The sequence below is a fragment of the Wolbachia endosymbiont (group B) of Scrobipalpa ocellatella genome, from assembly GCF_964188425.1.
Taxonomy (GTDB): domain Bacteria; phylum Pseudomonadota; class Alphaproteobacteria; order Rickettsiales; family Anaplasmataceae; genus Wolbachia.
In genome coordinates, this window is sequence record NZ_OZ077190.1 from 1,233,288 (window position 1) to 1,255,090 (window position 21,803).

21 protein-coding genes and 1 tRNA gene are annotated in these 21,803 nt (G+C 33.5%); 17 read left to right on the forward strand and 5 right to left on the reverse strand.

All coding sequences use genetic code 11. The annotated features are described in order from the left end of the window. Positions 1-46 precede the first annotated feature (46 nt). Both terL and AB3210_RS05775 read left to right on the forward strand, forming a co-directional pair. Positions 47-1,444 carry a phage terminase large subunit gene (terL, locus tag AB3210_RS05770; RefSeq protein ID WP_012481978.1) on the forward strand — a complete coding sequence of 466 codons (1,398 nt, stop codon included), beginning with the start codon at positions 47-49 and terminating at the stop codon, positions 1,442-1,444. 122 nt (positions 1,445-1,566) lie between these two features. Next, positions 1,567-2,088, forward strand: a complete 522-nt coding sequence (locus AB3210_RS05775; RefSeq protein ID WP_007302421.1) for a pyrimidine dimer DNA glycosylase/endonuclease V — start codon at positions 1,567-1,569, stop codon at positions 2,086-2,088. A gap of 208 nt (positions 2,089-2,296) precedes the next feature. Here AB3210_RS05775 and trmB read toward each other — a convergent pair whose 3' ends face one another. Then, positions 2,297-2,941, reverse strand: coding sequence for a tRNA (guanosine(46)-N7)-methyltransferase TrmB (gene trmB, locus AB3210_RS05780; protein WP_007302420.1), 645 nt, complete (start codon positions 2,939-2,941; stop codon positions 2,297-2,299). 103 nt (positions 2,942-3,044) lie between these two features. Here trmB and AB3210_RS05785 point away from each other — a divergent pair, with 103 nt between their 5' ends. Genes AB3210_RS05785 through AB3210_RS05795 form a run of 3 tightly spaced genes read left to right on the forward strand, consistent with a single transcriptional unit; the run spans position 3,045 to position 5,356 of the window. Beyond that, complete coding sequence (locus AB3210_RS05785) at positions 3,045-4,697, forward strand: 30S ribosomal protein S1 (RefSeq protein WP_052264995.1); 1,653 nt, start codon at positions 3,045-3,047, stop codon at positions 4,695-4,697. A 19-nt stretch (positions 4,698-4,716) separates the two neighbouring features. Beyond that, the gene (locus AB3210_RS05790; RefSeq protein ID WP_007302418.1) at positions 4,717-4,995 is read left to right on the forward strand and encodes an HU family DNA-binding protein; all 279 of its coding nucleotides are present in this window, start codon (positions 4,717-4,719) and stop codon (positions 4,993-4,995) included. A gap of 43 nt (positions 4,996-5,038) precedes the next feature. Next, positions 5,039-5,356 carry a cell division protein ZapA gene (locus AB3210_RS05795; RefSeq protein ID WP_007302417.1) on the forward strand — a complete coding sequence of 106 codons (318 nt, stop codon included), beginning with the start codon at positions 5,039-5,041 and terminating at the stop codon, positions 5,354-5,356. Here AB3210_RS05795 and AB3210_RS05800 read toward each other — a convergent pair. Then, positions 5,334-5,600 carry a succinate dehydrogenase assembly factor 2 gene (locus AB3210_RS05800; protein ID WP_019236875.1) on the reverse strand — a complete coding sequence of 89 codons (267 nt, stop codon included), beginning with the start codon at positions 5,598-5,600 and terminating at the stop codon, positions 5,334-5,336. The genes AB3210_RS05795 and AB3210_RS05800 overlap by 23 nt on opposite strands. A gap of 99 nt (positions 5,601-5,699) precedes the next feature. Between AB3210_RS05800 and rseP the strand changes: the two genes are divergently transcribed. The 8 genes from rseP to AB3210_RS05840 all read left to right on the forward strand — a co-directional run bounded on the left by rseP (position 5,700) and on the right by AB3210_RS05840 (position 16,717). Further along, complete coding sequence (gene rseP / locus AB3210_RS05805; protein ID WP_007302416.1) at positions 5,700-6,815, forward strand: RIP metalloprotease RseP; 1,116 nt, start codon at positions 5,700-5,702, stop codon at positions 6,813-6,815. Positions 6,816-6,822: 7 nt separating this feature from the next. Then, positions 6,823-9,156, forward strand: a complete 2,334-nt coding sequence (bamA, locus tag AB3210_RS05810) for an outer membrane protein assembly factor BamA (RefSeq protein ID WP_367363636.1) — start codon at positions 6,823-6,825, stop codon at positions 9,154-9,156. Beyond that, positions 9,157-9,717: an OmpH family outer membrane protein gene (locus AB3210_RS05815; protein WP_052264996.1), complete on the forward strand. Its 561-nt coding sequence runs from the start codon at positions 9,157-9,159 to the stop codon at positions 9,715-9,717. 4 nt (positions 9,718-9,721) lie between these two features. Next, positions 9,722-10,153 carry a 3-hydroxyacyl-ACP dehydratase FabZ gene (gene fabZ / locus AB3210_RS05820; protein ID WP_052265001.1) on the forward strand — a complete coding sequence of 144 codons (432 nt, stop codon included), beginning with the start codon at positions 9,722-9,724 and terminating at the stop codon, positions 10,151-10,153. A 45-nt stretch (positions 10,154-10,198) separates the two neighbouring features. Then, a complete protein-coding gene (locus tag AB3210_RS05825) occupies positions 10,199-13,267 on the forward strand; it encodes a WPE palindromic element domain-containing protein (protein WP_052264997.1) in 3,069 nt (1,022 codons plus the stop codon). A gap of 303 nt (positions 13,268-13,570) precedes the next feature. Beyond that, positions 13,571-15,130: a proton-conducting transporter membrane subunit gene (locus AB3210_RS05830; protein WP_052264998.1), complete on the forward strand. Its 1,560-nt coding sequence runs from the start codon at positions 13,571-13,573 to the stop codon at positions 15,128-15,130. Beyond that, complete coding sequence (gene ffh, locus AB3210_RS05835; protein WP_052264999.1) at positions 15,115-16,458, forward strand: signal recognition particle protein; 1,344 nt, start codon at positions 15,115-15,117, stop codon at positions 16,456-16,458. Before AB3210_RS05830 ends, ffh begins: the two co-directional genes overlap by 16 nt. Before the next feature lie 136 nt (positions 16,459-16,594). Beyond that, positions 16,595-16,717: a hypothetical protein gene (locus AB3210_RS05840; protein ID WP_264377365.1), complete on the forward strand. Its 123-nt coding sequence runs from the start codon at positions 16,595-16,597 to the stop codon at positions 16,715-16,717. On the opposite strand, the gene AB3210_RS05845 is transcribed toward AB3210_RS05840, so the two are convergent. Both AB3210_RS05845 and AB3210_RS05850 read right to left on the reverse strand, forming a co-directional pair. After that, on the reverse strand, positions 16,718-17,419 hold the full coding sequence (locus AB3210_RS05845; RefSeq protein WP_052264923.1) for an ABC transporter ATP-binding protein: 702 nt from the start codon (positions 17,417-17,419) through the stop codon (positions 16,718-16,720). Further along, on the reverse strand, positions 17,412-18,194 hold the full coding sequence (locus tag AB3210_RS05850; RefSeq protein ID WP_052264924.1) for an MlaE family ABC transporter permease: 783 nt from the start codon (positions 18,192-18,194) through the stop codon (positions 17,412-17,414). Before AB3210_RS05850 ends, AB3210_RS05845 begins: the two co-directional genes overlap by 8 nt. Positions 18,195-18,425: 231 nt before the next feature. Here AB3210_RS05850 and rpmF point away from each other — a divergent pair, with 231 nt between their 5' ends. The 4 genes from rpmF (at position 18,426) to AB3210_RS05870 (ending at position 20,819) form a co-directional block, all read left to right on the forward strand. Then, positions 18,426-18,608, forward strand: coding sequence for a 50S ribosomal protein L32 (gene rpmF, locus AB3210_RS05855; RefSeq protein WP_006014434.1), 183 nt, complete (start codon positions 18,426-18,428; stop codon positions 18,606-18,608). A gap of 8 nt (positions 18,609-18,616) precedes the next feature. Next, on the forward strand, positions 18,617-19,654 hold the full coding sequence (plsX, locus tag AB3210_RS05860) for a phosphate acyltransferase PlsX (RefSeq protein WP_096097156.1): 1,038 nt from the start codon (positions 18,617-18,619) through the stop codon (positions 19,652-19,654). Continuing rightward, positions 19,647-20,603 carry a beta-ketoacyl-ACP synthase III gene (locus tag AB3210_RS05865; protein ID WP_052264671.1) on the forward strand — a complete coding sequence of 319 codons (957 nt, stop codon included), beginning with the start codon at positions 19,647-19,649 and terminating at the stop codon, positions 20,601-20,603. The genes plsX and AB3210_RS05865 overlap by 8 nt, the downstream gene beginning before the upstream one ends. A gap of 142 nt (positions 20,604-20,745) precedes the next feature. Continuing rightward, positions 20,746-20,819 (forward strand) — tRNA-Arg (locus AB3210_RS05870). An 8-nt stretch (positions 20,820-20,827) separates the two neighbouring features. Here AB3210_RS05870 and AB3210_RS05875 read toward each other — a convergent pair. Continuing rightward, positions 20,828-21,778, reverse strand: a complete 951-nt coding sequence (locus tag AB3210_RS05875) for a complex I NDUFA9 subunit family protein (RefSeq protein ID WP_180708352.1) — start codon at positions 21,776-21,778, stop codon at positions 20,828-20,830. Positions 21,779-21,803: the final 25 nt, after the last annotated feature.

A 21,803-nucleotide genomic window follows, 5' to 3' on the forward strand; every position in this document is an offset into this window, starting at 1 on the left:
ATAATTATACAAAAAAATCTTAAAAAATCAACAAAATCTCAATTTTATGAACAATATAAACTTTTTAAAATTCATTGAATTATGCTTTCAAACGGTAGTACCGGGGTGTGAGTATAATGATTATCAATATATAAAAGTCATAGCGGATAGGCTTGAAGCGGCAAGTTCAGGTGAAGTGAAAAGAATAATATTCAATATGCCTCCGCGTTCAATGAAGTCTATTTGTGTAAGTGTTGCATGGCCCGCATGGATACTCGGAAATCAGCCAACTGCAAGAATAATAGTTGCAAGTTATTCTCGGCTCCTCAGCGAAAAGCACTCACTCGATACCAGGTGCATAATGCAATCTGATTGGTATAGAGAGCTATTTCCGAAAGTAGAATTATGCAAAGATCAAAACACTAAATATAAATTTCAAACAGTGCAAAGAGGATGTAGGATTGCAACATCAGTTGGGGGAACATTAACCGGTGAAGGTGGAGATTTCATTATCGTGGATGATCCACTAAGTCCCGCACAAGCTTTGAGCGAAACATTTAGAAAGCGTGCTGCAAACTGGTTTGATCAGGCTTTAGTAACCAGGCTCAACGACAGAAAAAAAGGAGTTATCGTTCTTGTGATGCACAGACTCCATTTAGAAGATTTAACTGGTCACCTCCTCTGTAAACCAAGAAACATATGGCATCATGTCTGTTTACCAATAATAGCTGAAGATAAGGAGATTATTTATTCAGTTAATAATCATATTCCAGAGCATGAACAGGAAATATACTCAAGAAAAGAAGGTCAATTGTTGTATTCCCTAACTGAAGGAAAAGAAGAAATTGAGATGATAAAAGCTGAACTTGGGAGTTATGGTTTTGCTGCTCAATACCAACAAAACCCTCTACCACTTTCAAGTGCTATAATTAAACGAGAGTGGTTGAAGCGCTATAAAAATTTTCCTGATAGCCTCTTGCATGTAACACAAAGTTGGGATACTGCAATTTCAACAAACAATACAAGTGACTTTAGTGTCTGCACTACCTGGACAAAAGTAGATAATACATTCTATTTACTCGATGTATATCGCGCAAAACTTGAATATCCAAAACTTAAAGAGAAAGTTCTGTCGCTGGCTGCAAGGTGGAAGCCACACGCAATTTTAATCGAAGCAAAAGCAAGCGGTCAGCAATTGGTTCAGGAGCTCAGGAAAAACAGTGATTTACCTATTATTCAAATAGTACCACATGATGACAAATTAACTCGATTTCACCGAATTGTCCCAATTATAGAATCTGAGCGGGTTTTTCTCCCTAACCAAGCAGTATGGCTTAGCGACTTTGAGTATGAGATTTTAATGTTTCCAGAAATCCGTCACGACGATCAAGTAGACAGTACCGTGCAATATCTTCAGTGGGTGAGAAATAATATTGCTAGAGTGGTAGCGATACGTTCATTGTAGCTTGAAAAGGTTCCTCGGAATTGTGTATAATTTTTTTAACTGAGTTTTATCCATTTTCTGAATGATATTTTAGGGTTTATTGAAATAAATACTACGCAAAAATTCTATCTCTGGGTGCTTAGATGAATATCTTTATATTAGACGAAAATCCTGTAACTGCAGCACAAATGTTATGCGATAAGCACATAGTAAAAATGCCGCTAGAAACTGCTCAATTGCTTAGCAGTGTTTTTTCAATAGCATTAAAAGAGCCAAATCCTTTAGTCAGCATTACAAACCAGAATATAGAAGTTCCATATAAACTTACTCACAAAAACCATCCTTGTTCTTTATGGGCTAGACAATCAAAAGGAAACTTTGATTGGTTAATAAAACATGGAAAAGAATTGTGTATAGAATATAGCTTGCGATACAAAAGAACGCATAAATCCGAAGAAGTTATAGATTGGTGCGATAATAACAAGGATTTGCTAATATTTCGATCAGCTGATATACAAGCTTTTACACAAGCGTTACCTGATCGATATAAATGTAATAACCCAATAGAAGCATATAGAGAATATTACCTAAAAGAAAAGATGAGATTTGCTAAGTGGGAAAAAGGTAGAGAAGCACCAGATTGGTTGCTAGACAAAATGCTATAGGTTATAAAATTATCCAAACCGATCATAAAAAAGGTAGAATTGAAGTTGCAAAAGCAATGCTGGCTGATAATGTTGATGTTTATCAAGTTTATTGATCTTTCTATTTGTGAGATTAAAGAATTCAGTAAACTGTTATTCCCAGTATATGGTAGGCTACTTGCACTATAGAGTGTCATGTACACATCTGTACTAACAAGCAGAGGTAAATCTAAGTCAGTTTAGATATAACATTTACTTTAAAAAACTTTATTTTACGCTGATATTCTAGCGCTTTTCTGTGGTATTTTGTTGGGGTATAATTTGCAAAACTATCTTCCTTATAGGTTAAAAAATTACACTGCTTTATATGTAACTCTATCCACTCTGCATAATCCTGATGATCAGTTGCAATAAATATTTCACCTGTGACAAGTATTTTTTTTGCTAATAAATTTAAAAATTCCGTATTAATTAACCGTCTTTTGTTGTGACTTCTTTTTGGCCATGGATCTGGAAAGAGAATAAAGAATTTTTCAACACTGTTGTCAGGAAAATTGGCAATTAATTCTCTTGCATCTTCTGTCCATATTAAAATATTTTTTATGCTGTGTGCTTCTATGCTTTTTAGCAAGGAAGAGACCCCCTTTAAATAAGGCTCACATCCTATAAATAATAGATCAGATTCATTGAATGCCTGATGGAGCATATTTTCACCATTACCGAAACCTATTTCTACTCGTATTCTTTTTTGTAAGTCTACGATCTTTTTTATAGATTCCTTGCTGTTTTTAATAGAATACTTCTCCAAAACATTCAACTTCAACCTAGATCTTCTGGAAAATGACCTAATCCAATTATTATTCCTAGATAACATATCTTACATAACTTAATCTTTTATAGCTTAAACAATTCTCGAAATGAATTAATGAGAATTTACTTGTCACTAATTATTAATATTATATAATATATGAGTTCTAATGAAGTTAAAATTAAAAGGTATGGAAAGTACAGTTGCTATCAAGAGGCTATCATCAAATAGGTTCATAGAAGAGATATTTCAAGATCAATTTGATAATCAAGACAATGACTTTTGTGAAGATTCTTTTGCTAACAAAATCAAAGAAGGAGATGTGGTAGAAGGTATAATCACAAGAAGAAATTCTAATGATATTGTGGTTGATGTTGGTTTAAAGTCAGACGGAAGAATTCTGATTAAGGAGCTCAGTTGTAATGATGATATCACTGTTGGCTCGAAAATTAGAGTTTATGTTGAAAGAATTGAAGATTACCATGGTAATGTTGTTCTTAGTCGTGAGAAAGCAATCAGAGACGAAAAATGGAATAAATTGGAAGAAAGCGCAATTACAAAAGATGAAGTAACAGGAATCATTAAACGCTCAATTAAATGCGGTTTTATTGTTGATCTTGGTGATGGAATAAGTGCGTTTTTACCTCTGAGTCATGTGGATTTGAAGCAAATAAAAGATGCTAATCACCTTATTGAAACTGAACAAAAATTCATCGTTCTTAAAATGGATAAGAAGCAGGGGAATATTGTAGTATCAAGAAAGCTGGTATTAGAGAAGTTGCATGCTGGTGAAAAAATTAAGTTTTTAGAATCTTTAAATGAAGGTGATGTAGTAGAAGGCAAAATAAAAAGCATCACTCACTACGGTGCATTTGTTGGCATTCATGAATCAGATACAGTGGGAGTTATAGATGGACTGCTACATATTACAGATATCTCTTGGAGTAATGTAAGTCATCCATCTGCAATTTTTTCTTGTGGTCAGCATATAAAAACTAAAATTATAAAAATAGATAGAGAAAATGGAAAAATCTCCCTGGGTGTAAAACAATTAGGAGACAATCCTTGGCAAGATCTAGAGTCAAAATGCCCAATTAACAGCGTACACAAAGGATGCGTAACGGGTATAAAAGATTGTGGATTCATTGTTGAGATTAAACCTGGGATTGCGGGTTTGGTACACTCATCAGAAATAACTTGGAGCAAGAGTAATTTACCAATTAGTAGTTTTGTAACAATAGGACAAGAAGTGGATGTAAAAATTCTCGGTATTGACATTATTAAAAATAAGATGAGTTTAAGCACAAAAAGGTGCGTAGAGAATCCTTGGCAAGTATTTATTGATAAATATCCTCTTGGTTCTATTGTTTCTGGTAAAGTTAAAAGCAACAATGGTTCACAAATATCTGTGACTTTTGATAATTCTGAGATATCTGAGGACGTAGAAGGAACAATTTATATGCAAAATCTAAGTTGGTCGAAAAACAATTCAGATGAGATAAAAAAGTATAATGTAGGTGATGAAATAGAAGCAAAAGTGATAAGGGCTAACGTAGATCGGACAAGAATTTATCTTGGAGTAAAACAAATAGAGTATGATCCTCTTGAAGAACTGATAGAGAAAGTTAAAGTAGGGGATAAAATTCAGGTTACTGTAAGTAAGAGAGAGGAAAATGGTCTAATCGTTGAAATTGAGAACAATGTAACCCTTTTAGTAGATCAAGAGCATTTACCAGAAAATAAAAAGTTTTCTATATCAGAAAAAATACAAGTTGAAGTAGTAGGTGTTGAAAAATATAATATAATATTATCTGCCAAATAACTTCTTGTGCTTCATATAAATGGCAACGAAATCTGATATAATAGCAAAAGTGGCAAAAAAAAACCTTTTGTTAGATAAGGTTATTATAGCAGCCATAGTTGATAGTTTTTTTCGAGTGTTTTCAAACACGTTAAAATATCATAATAGAGTTGAAATCAGGGGGTTTGGTTCTTTTTCAATTAGAAGCTATAACTTGAAAGAAGCAAGTAATTTGACGTCACAGAAGGTTGCAAAACATCAATACTTTAAAACTTATTTTCGTAGCAGTAAAAAGTTATCCCTCTTGATAAATGAATGAAAATCTATATTGTAAATTTGAAAGTTGTACAATATAGCATCATATGCAAGTAGTAGAAATAGTTATACATAATAACACATATAAAATATCTTGCGAAAGTAAAAAGAAGGACCATTTATTACAACTTGCTAATAGCTTCAACAAGCTAGTTAGCTCCATATCTCAAAGAACTGGAGGTAAGGGCTCAGATGCATTAAATTTCTTACTTGCAGCATTGACTCTCGAAGACAAAATTTTAGAATTAACAAAGCGATTAGACGAAATAAATCAAGAATGCAAAAAGTATAAGGAGGAAAAAAGAGTAGAATATGCTGAAGTATTAGATAGGGTAAACAAGATTATTGGGTGCATAAGTGATTAAAGGAAGCAATCAAATCGACTACCTCACTACTCAAATCAGGGGGGAGAAGTCTCTTACGAGTTATGTAACAATATAATTCGCAATCATCAAGATCAACTATTTTTTCGTATTCAATTAGTTCACTTAAGGAAAATTTATCAAGATATTTCAATGCAAAATGCCCTAAAAGTATATCAGTTTCTTTACAACCCCTATGCCAACTCCTATACATCAGTTTTCTTCTTAATAAGGAGATATCTATCATTGTCATTAAACTTTTTTTTAATTTAAAGACTAAACTAAATACTTGTCAAGCAAGGCGCATTTTAATATACTCAACGTTTGATTAAGATTTAAAACATAGGTGGAATTAATTTCTCATCAACTTAGCGCTGGAATATATTATTTTTTATCGTTTTCTTTAATAATTTCTATCATAGTATTCGTGCATGAATGTGGGCATTATATTGTCGCTAAAGCATGCAAGGTTAAAGTTGAATCTTTTTCTATAGGCTTTGGTCCTGAAATTTTTGGTTTTAACGACAAGTCTGGAACTAGATGGAAATTAAGTGCCTTTCCATTGGGTGGTTACGTTAAAATGTTAGGGGATACTAATGCAGCAAGCGTTCCTGTTGATCAACAAAAATTAACTGAAGAAGAAAAATTATACTCATTCCATACAAAACCTCGATATCAAAAAGCAGCAATAGTTTTTGCAGGGCCTTTTGCAAACATGATATTTACCGTTATAGCCTTCACAATATTTTTCAGCGTGGCAGGTTATTATCGTACTCCACCAGTAATTGGTAATGTAATTGAAGAAAGTGCAGCAAAGCAAGCTGGCCTATTACCAGGTGACACTATTACACAGATCAATGAGTACAAAATAAAATACTTTGAAGATATTTCACGCGTGATAATGTCCAACCCTGAAACAAGAATAGAAATTAAGTATAGCAGAAATAACGAAGAGTACAGAACTATTCTAACTCCGTTTACAGTTGAGGATAGAGATGTCTTTGGTAACATAATAGAAAGAAAAACTATAGGAATTACCTCAATTAATATGATAGGGTTAAAACAGTCATCTTTTCTTGGAGCTGCTAGCCTATCAGTGAATGAAACCTACCACACTATGTGTTTAACAATCAAAGCACTCTTTCAAATTGTTGTTGGTAAAAGGAGTATAAATGAAATAGGTGGGCCAATAAAAATTGCAAAATATTCAGGGCAATCAGCTAAAAAGGGACTTATTATGGTTCTATATTTTATGGCAATTATTTCAGCGAATTTAGCTGCAATTAACTTGCTGCCAATACCACTACTAGATGGTGGGCATTTATTTCATTATATTATAGAAGCAGTTATACGTAGAGATTTGAGTTTGAAATATCAAAAATATGCAGCCACTTTTGGTGCTACCATACTGTTTTTGTTGATGGCAGTTGCAATCACAAATGATATTAGGCATCTTTTTTAAGATACATATGAAAAAGTTATTTCACATACTAATAATAATATTTATTTCTTTTCCCACTCTACTTGTTGCTCTAGAAAATAAGGAAAAAGTACAGATAAAAAATATTAAGTATATTGGCAATGAGCGAGTAAGTGATCAAACAATAAGGTTTTATACAAAATTAGAACCAGGTAATCATATAAATGATGATGATGTAGATTCAGTTATAAAAGATTTATATAAAACAAAGTTATTTGCTAGTATTAACGCCTATATCGATGATGAAAAAAACTTAGTAGTAAAAATTCATGAGAATCCATTGATTAACAAAGTAATATTGAAAGGCAATAAGTTATTTAACAGTAAAGAGTTGCTAAATAACGTTATCCAGTCAAAATCACTAACTATTTTCACTGAAACAAAATTACAAAACGATTTAATAAATCTAGCTACTCTTTATAGGAACAGTGGTAAAATTGGTGTTAAAATTGCATATGAGCTAGATAAGCTTGGTAGCAATAGGATAAACCTAATTTTTAAGATAAAAGAAGGAAGAACTTCTAAAATTAAGGGTTTACGATTTATAGGTAATAAAAACTTTTCAGCAAATGAGTTAGAGCAAGTTATCAAAAGGCATAGCAATGATATATTTAGTAAGTTATTTAGAGCCATTTTTAAAAGCGGAACTCATCATTCACCTCAATATCTACTGATTAACACAGAACTGCTTGATCGCTTCTATTCATCTAAGGGATATATTCAAAATAATATCCAACCAATTGTTGAGGTTGATAATAATAACCAAATAGAGTTAACTTTTTTGATTGATGAAAAGCAGCAATACTTATTTGGAAATAATGAAGTTGATATTGAAACTGAGATTCAGGATTTAAGTTTAAGGGAAGAAATATTAGAATTTATCAAAGAGGAAAATAATCAAATATTTAATAGAGTTAAAATTAACAATACAGCAGAAAAAATAAGTAAACATTTAAGCGAAAAAGGATATATATTTGCAAAAGTTAATCCAGAATATACACAACATAACAATATTGTGGATGTAACTTACAAAGTGCTACCAGGTAAAAAGATTTATATAAACCAAATTACTATTGATGGCAATGACCGCACTTTAGATAAAGTAATTAGAAGAAAACTTAGCATGGCAGAAGGTGACGCATATAACACATCTGAGATCCAAAAATCACGTAGAAAATTGATATATAGTGATTTCTTTGAAACAGTAAAAATAAATAGTTATACAGTGGATGACAATGCAGTGAATCTTGATTTAAATGTTAAAGAAAAAAGAACTGCCTCGTTATCTTTAACAGGTGGTATGTCTCTTCCTGGTGGAGTATTTGTTAAAACCGATTTCACAGATCGTAATTTATTTGGTAGTGGTAAAGAAGTATCTTTTGCTCTTGAAAAAAGTCAATATGTTCTTTCTACTAGTATAGACGCTGTTGAAAATAATTTTAACGACTCTGATACTTCACTAGGCATGGGTGTTTTTTATGAAAAACAAGACAAACCAAACACTACTTTCGATACCTGCAACTGGGGAGGAATAGCAAAAGTATCATATAAAATCTCAGAAAATCTAACCAATTCCTTTCAATATTCTTATAAGTATAATCACATACACATGGACAATAAGGGTGGAAAAGATGAGGATATCTCTGAGATAATAAGAGATCAAGAAGGTGAGTATCAGGTTTCATCAGTGGGATATACGTTATCATACAATAAACTGGATAACCTCTATACTCCTAAAGAGGGATATTTATTGCGCTTAAATCAGGATATTTCAGGATTGGGAGGAAATGTAAATTTCCTAAAATCTGAATTCTTATCTTTTTATACACATCCTATATTAAGCAAAATTGATGATGATATAACACTGCGCTTTAAAGTAGCAGCAGGTCATATTTTTTCTTATACCGATGAAGATCTAAACATTGGCCAGCACTTTTTTAAAGGGGGTAATGAGATTAGAGGATTTGACCTTTCCGGCATTGGACCAAGAGCAGAAGACAAAAATCAAAGCTCATTGGGAGGCAAAACTTATTTTAATTTAACACAGCAAGTAGATTTTCCACTATCTAAATTATACGACTATGCTGGTATCAAAGGCTCACTATTTGTTGACTATGCAACACTTTTTGGTTTAGATGAAAAGAAGAGATATAGTGGGAAATATTACGATAGTAAGCTTATAAGAGTATCACCAGGTTTTGGCTTTTCAATGCCTTCTCCTTTTGGTAGAATTAGATTAGATTTTGGGTTTCCTTTAGTAAAGGAAGCTTATGACATAATACCATCGACAAACGTTAAAATTTCTATTGAAGCGGGGATTTAAATGAAATATATACAGTTATTTACATCAGTTATTGCCTTAATTATTTCCTTATTTGTGGGGTATAAGTTTGTAGGGTATCAACCTCAGAGCACGCTTAATACAAAGGCTGCCATTATTGATAGTGATAAGGTTATCAATGAATCTCTGGCTCTGCAAAATATACAACAACAAATAAAGGAGCAGAATTCTAGATTACAGAAGGAATTTGAAAATGAGTTAGAAAAATTTAAGCCATCGAAAGAAGAATTTGACCTTTTGTCAGAAGAAGCAAAAAAAGAAAAGACAGAACAATTTAGTAAGCATACTGTAAGTGTTAGGGATAATTACGCTAAGAAAATGTCACATTTAGAAGAAAATTATAGAGAAGCAGTAGAAAGTGTCTTTAACAAGATAAAAGAAGTTGCTAAAAAAACAGCAGAAAAAAACAACATAGATTTGGTACTATTTATTTCAAAAAAGAATCAAGTTTTATACTCTATGGATGAAGTAGATTTATCGGATGTAGTATTAAAAAATGTAAACAAGGAAATACCCGAATTTGCTTTGCAAAACATTGAATAGACTTATGCAATGTAATATCAGTGATATTATAAAAATACTACCACATTCTTATCCTTTTCTCTTAGTAGATAGGGTTATAGAATGCGAACCTGGTGAAAGTATAAAAGCAATCAAAAATGTGACTTTCAACGAGCAATTTTTTATTGGTCATTTTCCTGGCCATCCGATAATGCCAGGAGTTTTGATAATTGAGTCTTTAGCTCAGGCATCTGCTATATGTGTCCTCGGTAAAGAAACAATAGAAAATAAAGTTGTTTACTTGAGATCCATTGAAAATGCAAAATTCACAAAGCCAGTTACTCCAGGAGACGTATTGATTCTTCAAGCTAATATTCAAAGTGTGCGTTTAGGTCTACACAAATTTGAGTGTGTTGCATATGTTAAGGAAGAAAAAGTTGCAGAAGCAATAATCTCAGCAGCATTAAAAAATAAATAAAATCTTCATTTGTAAGAAACAGTATGTACACTGTATAGTATAAAGATGCAACTGAATTTCAAAATCTCATTTTCAAACTTATACACTCGTAGTGAATTAATAAAGTTAGATAAGGCGTTTTTGGATTACATAAAATCGTGCGATGAAAGCTTGTTTTATTCATTAGTTGAAGCAAGAGAAAAAGCAGCTTCTTCTTCGATGTCATCCCAGTGTTCATCCCAGTGCTTGACACTGGGATCCAGAAAACAAGAAGGATGGATTCCAGCTTGGATGAAAGATGGTTGTAATAGCCAGTTAATAATGGATCTCTCACATTTACTTGATGAATTTATTGCAAAATTTTTCAATATTGAAAAAGAAGTAGAAGAGTTAAAGGAAAAACACAATGACTTTGCTGTAATATACAGATGCAAAAGATTATTTGTTCAGCGTTATGCATTGAAGAAATACACTGATGTAGCAAATATTGATTATGTCACTAACAAATTAAATAGTTTCATTACTTTACCGACAACAGAAAAAAACTTTTCTGAGCAGGTAATGAGTTGGCTTGAAAATAAAGAGGATCACAAAGAAGAAATAGAACTTGCGGCTCAATATGCAGTTTGGAGAGTAAAAAATAAACAGAGTATACTATTTAGCATACATAAGAAAATTGATTACGAAAATCTCGTATCATTCTTGAAAAAAGAAGTAGACGAGGTTGAGGTTCTGTATTCAAATGAGGTGAAAAGAAGATATGGTTTTGATCTAACAAGCAAAAAGGTGAGTTTGAATAAAGCACTAGATAATGCTCACTACTGCATATTTTGTCATAAGCAAAGTAAGGACAGCTGCTCAAAGGGGCTAATCAATGATGACAACACTTTCAAAAAGTCTCCACTTAGAGTTGAGCTGCACGGCTGCCCACTAGAGCAGAAAATATCAGAAATGAATCTGGTAAAAAGCGAAGGATATAGCATAGCAAGTCTTGCAATTGTGATGATAGATAACCCATTATGTGCAGCTACTGGGAATAGAATATGCAATGATTGCATAAACTCATGCATATATCAGAAACAAGAGCCTGTAAATGTGCCAGTGGTTGAAACAAGGATTTTGGACGACGTACTCAATTTGCCGTACGGATTTGAAATATATTCTCTGCTTAGCCGTTGGAATCCTTTAAATTTTCAGCGTCCATTGCCAAAAGAAAATACTGGAAAAAACGTTCTAGTTGTAGGACTTGGTCCTGCGGGTTTTAATTTAGCTCATCATTTATTAAACGATGGGCATAACGTTATCGCCATTGATGGACTAAAGATTGAACCTTTGATCGATAATTTTCAGCTAATTAAAGATTTCAAACACGAAAAATTGAGTGAACGCATGGCAGATGGGTTTGGTGGGGTGGCAGAATATGGCATTACTTCCCGATGGGATAAAAATTACTTAAAGATTATTAGATTACTACTGGAAAGGCGTGAGAATTTCGCACTTTATGGAGGCATTCGTTTTGATGGCACGATTAATGTTGATGATGCCTTCAACTTGGGTTTTGATCACATCGCACTAGCACTTGGCTCTGGCAAGCCACGAATGATCAAAATAAAGAATATGCTGGCTCGCGGAGTGCGCATGGCATCTGATTTTCTGATGTCATTACAACTTACCGGTGCTCTTAAGTTCGACTCCATAGCAAATCTGCAAGTTCGCATGCCGATAGTTGTCATAGGTGCAGGACTCACTGCAATTGATACTGCCACTGAAGCTTTAGCATATTATCCAATTCAAGTAGAAAAATTTCTTCTTCGTTATGAGATATTAGTTGATAAGTATGGAAAGAAATATGTTGAAAAAGATTGGACGGAAGAAGAATATGAAATTGCAAATGAGCTTATATCGCACGCAAAATTGATCCAAGCAGAGCAAGAGTTAGCAAAAAAAGAGAATAGAGAAGCAAAAATATTGGAACTAACTAAGAGCTTCGGGGGAGTGAAAATTATATACAGAAAAGAGCTAAAAGATTCACCGAGCTATCGATTAAATAGCGAAGAGGTGCAAAATGCATTGTCAGAAGGAATCTACTTCATTGAAAACTTAGAGCCTATTGAAATTGTTACAGACAAATATAATCATGCTGAGTTGATAAAACTGATTGATACAAAATCCCACGAAATTAAATGTATCAAAGCACGCTCTATTCTCATAGCAGCAGGCACTGAACCAAACACGGCTATTGCAACAGAAGATAAAAAGCATTTTCAACTAAGTAATGGATATTTTATTCATTTAAACTCATTAGGAAAAGAAATAGATCCAGTATTTTCTCCTAAGATGCAGGATAAAGACAGGATATTGGTATATAAGCAAGACAATAAAACAATTAGCTTTTTTGGTGATCTTCACCCTTCGTATAGCGGCAGCGTCGTGAAAGCTATGGCAAGTGCTAAGAACGGCTACCCTATCATTTCTCAGCTTTTGAATAGAGTTAGCTTCATTTCTCCCACTCCAGCTAGAATCTCGGAGTCATATGCACACTTGTATGAATGTTGTAATGTAAGAGTAACTTTCACCAAAAAAGATGTCATTCCAGTGCCCAGACACTGGGATCCAGAAAACTTAATTTTGAATGAGTACATCAGATGGTTGTATAGTCAGAACTGGATTCCAGTGTCAGCTACTTGCATAACACCACCTACTATGCGAATTACCTACAAATTGCAGCATTTGTACACTAAAGCGTCACGCGCTGGAATAATATCAGAACACCTGGCTAACGAAAAATTTTTTAATAGAATCAAAGAGCAATTCACCGCAAAGATTATAAAAATTCAATATTTAACTGACAAAGTTGTGGAAATAGTGATCAAAGCACCACTTGCGGCAAAAAATTTTAAACCCGGACAATTCTTTAGGTTGCAAAATTTTGCAATCAATAGCAGAAAAGTCAATAATACAACCCTTGCTATGGAAGGTATAGCTGTAACCGGCACTGAAGTAGACAAAAAAAAAGGAATTATTTCCACTATTGTGCTTGAAACTGGCGGTTCCACTAATTTATGTAAATGTTTTAAAGAAGGTGAACAAGTAATTCTTATGGGTCCAACTGGCAGCCCTACTGAGGTTTACTAAGTCTGGATATTAAAGTGATGCCAAATTTTATTTCAAAAAGTAAATAATTTACTAACGCTCGTGCACAAATTAAAAATAAATTATGCACGAGTGTAGCACTGTGAATTAGGAGTGCTATATTAAAGCTTACCTCACTATTAAAGCTATCGGTCAGATTAGATTAAAAACCTAATCTGACCGGTTTCTCTATAACCTTCTAAACCCTGATATAATTATATGGTAATTAGCTTAACTAGTGGTTAATATGCAAATTGATTTTATTTGTATGTTGAGGTAGCATAAACCATACTGTTTTACATCATTGTGCAACTTTATAAATTTTTATTGCTATTTCTGTTGACTACATTAATAGTGATAGTCCTAATATTACCTGAAAATTTAGGTACTACACTGAATTGCTCTCATCCAGTTCTAAATTTTGATTTATCTTTTCGTATCGTACTAATATCTTTTTTATCAGTTGCATTTTTAGCTGTTCTACCAACACAAAATTTGACTTTTTCAGAGATGCTATCTTTTTTTGCTTATACTACCTGCTCACTCTGTGCAATTTTATCCAAGCAGATAATGTTGGTTATAATATTCTTTGAATTAATGACCATCAGTGCATTTTTTATTATCGCAGCTAGCTGTAGAGATAGTGGATCTGCAATAAGGTACGCTTGTGTACACTTTTTGGTTGGAGTTATATTGACAGCAGGATTGGCACTTCAAAGCACTAACCTGATAATTTTGGGTTTATTGATAAACTGCGCTTGTTTTCCTTTTTCGTTTTGGGTTGTTGATGCATATCCTGCTGCATCACTACATGGCACTACATATCTCTCTTTATTTACCACTAAAGTCTCTTTTTTAGTGATGCTTTTACACACTTACACCCTATGGCAAGATTGTACTGAAATATTAGCACTTGTAGGCGCCATCACTGTAATTTACAGCATTATATTTGCTTCTCTTGAGCAAAATATTCGTAGATTTCTATGCTATAATGTTGTAGGACAAATGGGCTTGCTGATTATTGCAGGAGGTTTACTCAGCCCTTCGGAAAAGGCAATACCAATTTTGATGCTACACATAATTTTCTCTCTTGTTTATCAATCATTATTGTTTGTGGTTAGCAATGCGATTATTTCGCGGACAAAAACAATTAGTTTTAATGGAGTGGGTAAATTGATGTCAGTCGAAGGCATGTGTGCTATAATTGCGATATTCACAGTGGCTGCATTTCCTGGAACCGTTGGATTTATTAGCAAATCATACATTACAGCCGAGATTGAAGCAAGTGGTGCTAATTTAGAAGTGTATAAAAATTTATACAAGATTCTAAATTTACTGCTTTATTTAAGCGTGGGGCTCAAGTTTTTCTATTACATATTTATCGCTAAAAGCAAGTCCAAACCTTCAGAAGGGAAAGAAGGTAGAATAACAATGATTATTTTAGCATTCATATGTATAATTGCTGGCAACCCTTACTTGCCTATTTACAATAACCCTTCGATTTTCGATTTTGTGTACAACACAAAAAATATTTTGTCGCAATTTAATTTGTTATTATGTACCACTTTATTGTTTATTCCTTTACGCAAGTTATTTTACCCAAGAATAAATTTTAAAATGGATATTGATTGGATTTTTAGAGCTTTCGTACCCTATATTGTCTTGCTGTTCAATCAATTGGTCTTTAAAGTGAGAGAAATGTCTGCCAACGTACTGCAAAACTTGACTAATTCACTTACTAATTTATACTTTAATAATATTACTAAACTTAAAGAAGTGCTAAGTTATAACTCAGTGAGTTTTGTTTCAGCTTCTTCTCTCTTTTTAATGAGTATTCTACTAATGCTATTATGTTTAAATCGTTAACTGAAAGTTTAAATTCTGTATTTAGTAAACTGAGAGGAAAGTCGATCATTTCTGAAGATGATTTTAATCTTGCCATGCGTGAAATACGTATAGCTTTAATTGAAGCTGACGTTTCACTTGAAGTTGCAAAAAAATTCATCAACGACATTAAAGATAAAGTGATTGGGGAAAAAGTCATAAAAAGTGTTTCTCCAGCACAAATGATAATTAAAATTGTGCAGGATAATTTAGTTGCAGTTCTCGGATCAGAGAAAAGTGACTTAAATCTAGCAGTTAAACCCCCTGCTGTGATTATGATGGTGGGCTTACAAGGTGCAGGTAAAACAACTACCTCAGGAAAGCTTGCTTTCAAGCTAAAAAAGCAAAAGAAAAAAGTGATGCTTGCCTCTTTAGACATTTATAGGCCGGCTGCCCAGAAACAACTTGAGGTGCTAGGTAAACAGATAGACGTACAAACTTTATCTATAGTAATAAATGAGGAGCCTATTGCAATTACAAAAAGGGCACTGGCAGCAGCAAAGAACGATAATTATGATGTATTAATACTAGACACCGCAGGCAGGCTTCATATTGACAATAATATGATGAATGAGTTGAAAGCCGTAAAGGAAATAGCTTCACCTGCAGAAGTTATTTTAGTAGCCGACGCAATGATAGGCCAGGATGCGGTCAACATTGCCAAATCATTCAATGAGGTAATAGGTGTAACCGGCATTATTCTCACCCGTGTTGATGGTGATGCACGTGGTGGTGCTGCTCTTTCTATGAAAATGATCACCGATTGTCCAATTAAATTTATTGCTTGTGGTGAAAAATTAAGTGACCTCGATGATTTTTATCCCGATAGAATTGCAAAAAGGATACTTAGCATGGGTGATGTTGTATCATTGGTTGAAAAAGCTGCTGAGATTGTTGGTCAGGAAGAAATTGATAAGTTACAAAAGAAAGTAAAAAAGGGTAAATTCGATCTAAACGACCTAGTGGGAATGTTAAAAACTCTGAGTAAAATGGATGGCATTAGCAACATAATGAAATTCATCCCTAGTTCATTCACAAAAAAGCTAAGTAGCAGTGTGCCAGACGACAATAAAGTGAAAAAATATATAGCCATCATAAACTCAATGACCGAAAAAGAAAGGCAAAATCCAGATATTTTAAATGGCAAAAGAAGACTTAGAATTTCTAAGGGGTCCGGAACAAGTGTAACTGACGTTAATCTTCTAATTAAGCAGTATAATCAAATGAGCTCTATGGTGAATAAATTCAGTAAAGTTGATCATAATAAACTCAAAGAATCTGATTTAATGGATATGCTGAGCAGAAAATAAATCAGCAGGTAGTAGAATGAAATAAAATCATCAGTTGTAATTGCTGTTGAGTAGTGAAGTAACAAATTCAATAAATTTCCGCAGTTGGAATTGGCATAATAATAAAAATTGATATAAGTTACTTTAGCTATATTTAATGCGTTGTTTTATAGCTAACACACCATACCACCGTGGCACTACACTAGTAACAGAACGACAATTGTCAGTAGCTCAAGTTATGCTAGATGTGGCATTCACAATATCGTTTGTAAACCTATAGCTATATATAATGAATGAATTTTTTTATATATTCGTTATTAGTATTTTGTATTTCTTGGACAGTTCCGTGGTAGATAATATTCCCTTCGTATAATACTGCTATTTTATCAGCTATTTTAAATGCACTATGAATATCATGTGTAATCGTGATAATTGTAGGGTTAAAGTCTTTAGATAATTTTATTATTATCTCGTTTACCATATCTGACATAATTGGGTCCAATCCTGAAGTTGGCTCATCCAATACAATAATTTCTGGATTGTGCGCAATCGCCCTTGCAAGTGCTACTCTTTTTTTCATTCCGCCTGATAGCTCGATTGGAAACATATCTGCTATGCTTTCCTCCAGTCCAACATCATTTAACTTCTCGATTGCTAGCTGTTTTGCCTCCTTTTCGCTGATATTAAAGCGCTTTTTATAATTAAAAGATATATTTTCCCACACTGTAACGTAGTCAAACAAAGCGGAATTTTGAAATAAGACTCCAAATTTATTTTTGCTTTTACTATTTATTTTAATAGACCCTGAGTCTGGTGTCAGTAATCCAATAATTATTTTTGTTAATACAGATTTACCACTTCCTGAGCCGCCAAGTATGACTAATGATTCTCCTTTCGATATATTGAAAGTTATGTTGTTTAATATCGTTCTATCATCAAAGGATAAGCTTATATTCAATATTGATATTATGGGGCTATGCATGTATTAAAGTAATTAAGTAATTTGCTAAAATTATCAATATAGAGGATATAACAACAGTTGATGTTGTTGCAATACCTACTCCTCGTGCACCTTCCCTACAATGGTAACCGTAATAACAACTTGAAACAGAAATTATGGCTCCAAAAGCAGTCGCTTTCATTAGCCCAACAATAAAATCGTACATATTAAAGAATTGAGCTGTATATTTTATGTATATATTTAAATTGTGGTTAAATTCAAAGACTGCGGTGACATACCCTCCAAATATTCCTATTAGATCTGCACATACTGTAAGTATTGGAAATACTATAACTGACGCTAGAATTCTTGGTACAATTAAATATTTGAAAGGATTGATGTCCAAAGTTGTAAGTGCATCTATTTGTTCAGTGATGCGCATCGTGCCAATTTCTGCTGCAATTGAGGACCCAACCTTTCCTACCATTATTAAGCTGATCAAAACTGGCCCTAACTCTTTAATGATAGTGATCGCAACAAGTTTAGGTACTACTTGTTCTTGATTAATCAATATACCACTTAAGCTACTCTGTAAAACTATCACTGCTCCTATAAAAACTCCAGTGAGCCCAACAATTGGCAAAGAGAAAAAGCCTATCTCTATAATTTGTCTTGCCACATTGCTAAAATAATATGGAGGAATAAAGCAGTGGTATAGAGATTGAATAAAAAATACAAATGCGTTACCAATCCTCAACAGAAAGTTCATAAAGCATCTACCGATTATTCTAACGCTGTCTATATTAAAGGAACTCACTTTACATTTATCTTAGCTAAAATTAGTTTTACTGATTTTATTAAAATTTTTATTAACTTCGCCAGAGTATAGTCAAGATATGTCTTAAGTTCAATATACTTTGATCAAAATGCTTGAGTTTAAGTTTATAAGACTGAATTGTATAAGAAAACCTTATTTATTTTGCTATTTACTCCTTGTAAAAAACATGCTACTAATAAATTGTGTTATATAATTGAATTGGAGTAAGTTTTGGCAGTTCCGAAGAGAAAAAAGTCAAAGTCAAGGCGTAATATGCATCGTTCTCATCATGCTATTAAGCCTAAGAATATTGTAGTATGTGCAACAACTGGAGAATTCATGTTGCCTCACAACATAGCAGTTGACAATAGTTACAAAGGAAAACGTGTTTTCATTAAACAAAAGGCGGAGTAACTCATGATATGTTACCCACGGTCAACAACAACATAGCTATCGCACTTGATGCTATGGGAGGGGATTTTGCACCTCTTTCCGTAATTCAAGGTGCTAGTTTTTTCTTGGATAATCTTGTTGACCCAGGTGTTGAAGTTTTTTTTCATATTTATGGAGATCAGAAAGAAATATCTCCTTTGCTTTCAAAATACAAAAAAGTAAGCGATAACTCCGAATTTACCCATTGCTCTGATAATGTTCTTCCAAATGATAAACCCTCTTTTGCACTTAGACATCGCAAAGATTCAAGTATGAAGGCAGCTGTTGAAGCAGTGAAAAAAGGTAAAGCTTTTGGGATGGTGTCTTCAGGCAACACTGGAGCATTGATGGCTATCTCCAGATTTATTTTAGGAACATTACCCAATATCTATCGTCCTGCTATTGCATCTGTCTGTCCAACTAAGACAAAAAGCTTTGCATTGCTTGATCTTGGTGCAAATGTTGACTGTAATACTGACTCATTATTTCAATTTGCATTAATGGGGAGTATATTTGCAAAAATAGCATTAAAAGTTGAAAATCCTGAAGTCGCTTTGCTAAACATTGGTACAGAGGAAGTGAAAGGTACTGACTCAGTAAGAGGAGCTTTTGAGTTACTCAAAAATGCTCCAAGTATTAACTTCAAAGGATATATAGAGGCAAGTGAATTTTTAGATGGTAATATAGACGTAATTGTTGCTGATGGTTTTGTTGGTAATGTAATGCTCAAGACAGCTGAGGCAACTGCTGGTACTTTTATCAGTCTAATAAAACAGGAAGTATTTAATTCATGGATGACAAAAATGCTTGTCGGCATATTGTTAAAACCCAAGCTAAATAAAGCATTAGAGCGTTTTAATCCTAAAATTAGAAGTGGAGCTATGTTTTTAGGGCTAAATGGTATCATTATAAAGAGCCACGGAAATTCTGATGCTATTTCTTTTGCTCACGCTATAAAATTTGCAGTAAATGCAATCAGTGAAAATTTGAACCAGAAGATAATTAACGGGGTAAGTCATATTGAATAAAAGTTTCATATTGAGCACTGGTTCTTACCTACCAAAAAAAATTTTGAGTAATAACGAAATTGCATTGATAGTTGAAACAAACGATGAATGGATACGGCAAAGAACAGGAATAGTTCAAAGACATATAGCAGATGAAGGAGAACTAACGTCAGATTTAGCTGTTAATGCAGCAAAAAATGCTATAGAAAAAGCGAAAATTTCAATAGATGAAATTGGTTTGATCATAGTTGCAACAACAACACCTGACAAAACTTTGCCTAGCTGTGCAACGATTGTACAAAGTAAGTTAAAATGTAAAAATGCATTTTCTTTTGATGTACAAGCAGCATGCTCTGGTTTTATATATGCAGTTACAGTTGCTGATTCGCTCATAAAATCTGACAATAGAATAAAATATGCGCTCGTTATTGGTGCTGAAATAATGTCTAGGATTGTTGACTGGGAAGATAGGTCAACTTGTGTACTCTTTGGTGATAGTGCTGGTGCAGTGATAATAAAATCAGAAATGGGTAGCAGCGGCATCATATCAACAAACTTACACTCTGATGGCAATGTGGACATACTATGTACGAACGGAGGGGTATCCTCTACTCGTGATTCTGGAAAGATACTTATGAATGGAAGAGAAGTGTTTAAACATGCAGTGGATAAGTTAACAGCCTCAGTAGAGGAAACTCTGAAATGCAATAATTTGAAAATCATTGATATTGACTGGTTAATTCCCCATCAAGCAAACATTCGTATTATTGAAGCAGTAGTAAAGAAATTAGATTTTCCTATAGAGAAAGTGATTAATACCGTTGATAAGCATGCAAACACCTCAGCAGCATCAATTCCACTGGCCTTAGACTATGCAATACAAGAATCAAAAATAAAATCAGGAAATCTGGTACTGCTGATTTCAATAGGTGCAGGCCTGACCTGGGGTTCTGTGTTACTGCGCTATTAGACTTCCTATTACCCACGCTTCTTTTTTCTCAGTTTTATCGTTACATGCTGTACTGACAAAGTTTTGAGATATTATCACAAACATTATATTCACAAGAAATACTTGACTTCACGTGTACTAAGAAGCATTTTATATATGATGTGTGCCCGTAGCTCAGTTGGATAGAGCAACAGCCTTCTAAGCTGTGGGTCGTAGGTTCGAATCCTACCGGGCACATTCTTCTATCAATGCTTTCTATAAATTTTCAAGTATTCTGGCACCACATTTTCAATTGCTAGTGGTCTAATTTTCATTGTTCCGAGATCATCTGACTTTTCGATTGAACTACTCATCATAACTTTCACCTGATCTCGAGTAAGTATAGGGCTTGCATCTCCGGTTATAGGTTTTAACAGTACAGAAACAACTTTACTTTCTAAGAAAAAGGCTATCAATCTTGCCATTGGAAAAGGTACATTGATCAGTAGACACTTTCTGTTAGTCACATTCAGAATAAACTTTAATAAGCTTTTAAAAGAGTAAACTTTTGGTCCACCTATATTATAAATTTTTTTATCTTGCTTATTAAAGCTGATAATACGGTATACCACTTCAGCTAAGTTTGTTACACATATCGGCTGAAACTTCGTTATTCCACTACCGATTAACGGCAAAAAAGGAAGAATTGTTGCTAATCTTGCAAATTTATTGAAGAAACTATCTTCTTTACCGAATACAAGACTTGGCTTAATTATCATTGCTCCTTGAAACGCCGAAGCTACAGCTTTCTCACCTTTCAATTTACTTTGGGCATATTTTGATAACTTATCATTTTCTATTCCCATGGCAGAAAAATGTATCATCATGGATACATTTTTTATTTGCGCAGCTTTTGCTATTCTTTCAGCTATTCCAACATGAACTGTATAGAAATCGTATTTTCTTTTTTCATATAATATTCCTACTAAATTTATAACAACATCACACCCCTCCATACTTTCTAAAATTGATCTTTCATTAAAAAAATCTCCTTCAATTATTGATATTTGTCCTAAATTTCCACATAACTTCAGACAAGCAGCTTTTTCCTGATCACGAGTAAATATTCTTATTAAATACCCCGCCGCTGCCAAGCGTCTTACGATGTGTTTTCCTATAAATCCCGTTCCACCAAAAATAATTATACGTTTTATCACAGTTAAAACTTCCAATAACTTAACT

Bases quoted from the DNA above. Each gene is read 5' to 3' on its own strand.
- terL (WP_012481978.1), top strand. From the start codon at position 47: ATGAACAATATAAACTTTTTAAAATTCATTGAATTATGCTTTCAAACG.
- AB3210_RS05775 (WP_007302421.1), top strand. From the start codon at position 1,567: ATGAATATCTTTATATTAGACGAAAATCCTGTAACTGCAGCACAAATG.
- trmB (WP_007302420.1), bottom strand. From the start codon at position 2,941: ATGTTATCTAGGAATAATAATTGGATTAGGTCATTTTCCAGAAGATCT.
- AB3210_RS05785 (WP_052264995.1), top strand. From the start codon at position 3,045: ATGAAGTTAAAATTAAAAGGTATGGAAAGTACAGTTGCTATCAAGAGG.
- AB3210_RS05790 (WP_007302418.1), top strand. From the start codon at position 4,717: ATGGCAACGAAATCTGATATAATAGCAAAAGTGGCAAAAAAAAACCTT.
- AB3210_RS05795 (WP_007302417.1), top strand. From the start codon at position 5,039: ATGCAAGTAGTAGAAATAGTTATACATAATAACACATATAAAATATCT.
- AB3210_RS05800 (WP_019236875.1), bottom strand. From the start codon at position 5,600: ATGATAGATATCTCCTTATTAAGAAGAAAACTGATGTATAGGAGTTGG.
- bamA (WP_367363636.1), top strand. From the start codon at position 6,823: ATGAAAAAGTTATTTCACATACTAATAATAATATTTATTTCTTTTCCC.
- AB3210_RS05815 (WP_052264996.1), top strand. From the start codon at position 9,157: ATGAAATATATACAGTTATTTACATCAGTTATTGCCTTAATTATTTCC.
- fabZ (WP_052265001.1), top strand. From the start codon at position 9,722: ATGCAATGTAATATCAGTGATATTATAAAAATACTACCACATTCTTAT.
- AB3210_RS05825 (WP_052264997.1), top strand. From the start codon at position 10,199: ATGCAACTGAATTTCAAAATCTCATTTTCAAACTTATACACTCGTAGT.
- ffh (WP_052264999.1), top strand. From the start codon at position 15,115: ATGTTTAAATCGTTAACTGAAAGTTTAAATTCTGTATTTAGTAAACTG.
- AB3210_RS05840 (WP_264377365.1), top strand. From the start codon at position 16,595: ATGCGTTGTTTTATAGCTAACACACCATACCACCGTGGCACTACACTA.
- AB3210_RS05845 (WP_052264923.1), bottom strand. From the start codon at position 17,419: ATGCATAGCCCCATAATATCAATATTGAATATAAGCTTATCCTTTGAT.
- plsX (WP_096097156.1), top strand. From the start codon at position 18,617: ATGTTACCCACGGTCAACAACAACATAGCTATCGCACTTGATGCTATG.